Source organism: Psychrobacter sp. H7-1, assembly GCF_904846585.1.
GTDB lineage: Bacteria > Pseudomonadota > Gammaproteobacteria > Pseudomonadales > Moraxellaceae > Psychrobacter > Psychrobacter raelei.
Genome location: NZ_CAJHBH010000088.1, coordinates 1 through 2,096 on the forward strand (window position 1 = coordinate 1; position 2,096 = coordinate 2,096).

Sequence of the window (2,096 nt, forward strand, 5' to 3'; positions counted from 1 at the left end):
GATTTAAACCCTATTGAGAAAAAATGGGCACAGGCGAAGTTTTTGCGCCAAGGGTGGATGGAGAATAATTTACCTAAACTGTTTCATGATATGGGTTGTACCAATTTTATTTTGGATTGACTATAACCTAATTTAAAGCAGCTATTTTCTATAGTGCGATTGCCCTGCTAATATTTGACTGTAGGGTAGACAAATAGGTAGTTTATAGCTACAATCGAACAAAAGTATGATTTTTTATCAGCTGCTGCGGCTAATTTTGGATGTGTTAATAATTGATTTTAGGTGGTGGTTCAAAAAGTAGGCTGAAAAAAAACAGGCTGAGAAATTGATAAAATAGTGAAATGCAAATCACACTATAGTCAAAGAACTTATAAATCGCCACACAGCCATAAGAAATAAAAGAACAGTGTGTCAACACAATCTAGCCGCCATTCCTTACGTTTTTGTTTGACCCAAGCCCACATTTGCTCGATAGGATTCAAATCAGGACTGTAAGGTGGCAGCCATAAAATAGTGTGCCCTGCATCTTCTATAAGTTCAGTTGTGTCTTTGCGCTTATGGAAGGTTGCATTATCCATAACGATTACACTGTCTTTCGGTAAGCTTGGTAGCAGCAGTTGTTCAACCCAGCTATGAAATACATCACTATTGACACTGCGATCATAAAGTCCAACAGCGAACAGCTGATTATTGTAAATAGCACCTATCGCATTGGTTTGGTTTTTAAGCTGCCAGTTGTATTGTCCAAAGCATTTTTTACCTCTATTAGAGTAACCGTAAGGCCTGTTTTCATGAGACTTAAAGCCACTTTCATCAAGATAGATAATAGGCTTATCATCAAACTCAAATTGCGCTAACTTTTCAAGAAATATTAAACGTTTTTTATCATCTGCTTTTGGATGAGTTAAGCTCTTTTTTTTGAGTGGTGCCGATTCGTTTTAATGCAATGCCTATCGCTCTTTGAGTACAATTAAAACGCCGAGCTCGTTCGTGCTGATAGTCATCAGGATAAGCCTCTACATCCGCTCTCAGTAATGCATCGTCTATTTTAGTTGGGGTAAACTGACGTTTTTTACGCTCAGGAAATTTTTTCCAACGCTGAATAGTGTTGGTGCTAATTTGATATTCCTCGGCAAGTTGTCGAATGCTATAGCCTTCTGCAAGCTTATTGAGGATCAGTTGTCGGTAGTCTTTTGAGTATGCCATATTATATACTGTAGCGGATTTTTGTTTCTTTTACTATATACATCAAATGCCCAGCCTGTCTAAGTGACAGTATAAAGAAAAATGGCTTCAAAAGCTATGGTAAACAAAACTATAAATGCAAAGACTGCAAACGGCAGTTTATTGGCGACCATGCCTTAACGTACCAAGGCTGTCACTCCCAAAAAGATAGCAAAATACGACATCTTATGGTTCGAGGCAGTGGCATAAAAGACATCGCTTGCGTTGAGAGAATCAGCAAAGGCAAAGTACTGGCCACCCTAAAAAAGTGTCACTACCAAATAACCCCAAGCAAAGGCAATACGACTGTCTTGAAATTGATGAGCTTTGGACATTCGTAGGCAAGAAGACCAACAAACAATGGCTAATTTATGCCTATCACCGTGACACAGGTGAAATTGTTGCCTATGTGTGGGGAAAACGAGACCTTAACACTGTCAAAAAGCTTAAAGCTAAGCTGAAAGCCTTAGGCGTAAGGCGTAAGTTGTGCTAAAATCGCTAGTGATACCTGGGATAGCTTTGTTACTGGTTTTAAGGGCTTTACCCAAGTCATTGGCAAGTTTTTCACGGTCGGTATTGAAGGTAATAATTGCACTATCAGACATCGAGTAAGGCGAGCATTTAGGCGAAGTTGTAACTTTTCTAAAAAGCTGGAAAATCACTTTAAAGCCTTTGATTTAGCTTTCTTTTACATCAATCATGGATATGTCTAGGGCGTGTTGAACATTGGCGACAAATTAATGGCAAAAAAATAGCGAACGGTTAATCTTTAAGTTCTCACACAAAAAAGATATCGTTCGCTATGCCTCGCACTATGCTCAAAGATGAACACTGGACAAGACTAAAACCTATATTACTAGAACTTAATATCT

At 38.5% G+C, this 2,096-nt stretch carries 2 protein-coding genes and 1 pseudogene; 1 reads left to right on the top strand and 2 read right to left on the bottom strand.

Annotation, left to right across the window (positions count from 1 at the left end; all coding sequences use genetic code 11):
* Positions 1-368: 368 nt before the first annotated feature.
* On the bottom strand, positions 369-872 hold the full coding sequence (locus tag JMX92_RS13245) for an IS630 family transposase (RefSeq protein ID WP_068407314.1): 504 nt from the start codon (positions 870-872) through the stop codon (positions 369-371).
* A gap of 13 nt (positions 873-885) precedes the next feature.
* On the bottom strand, positions 886-1,206 hold the full coding sequence (locus JMX92_RS13250) for an IS630 transposase-related protein (protein WP_201546141.1): 321 nt from the start codon (positions 1,204-1,206) through the stop codon (positions 886-888).
* Between the two features lie 17 nt (positions 1,207-1,223).
* Here JMX92_RS13250 and JMX92_RS13255 point away from each other — a divergent pair.
* Positions 1,224-1,937 (top strand): annotated as a pseudogene (locus tag JMX92_RS13255) (IS1 family transposase).
* The last annotated feature ends 159 nt before the right edge of the window (positions 1,938-2,096 follow it).

Excerpts from the sequence above, each read along its gene's own strand:
- JMX92_RS13250 (WP_201546141.1), bottom strand. The coding sequence starts at position 1,206 with ATGGCATACTCAAAAGACTACCGACAACTGATCCTCAATAAGCTTGCA.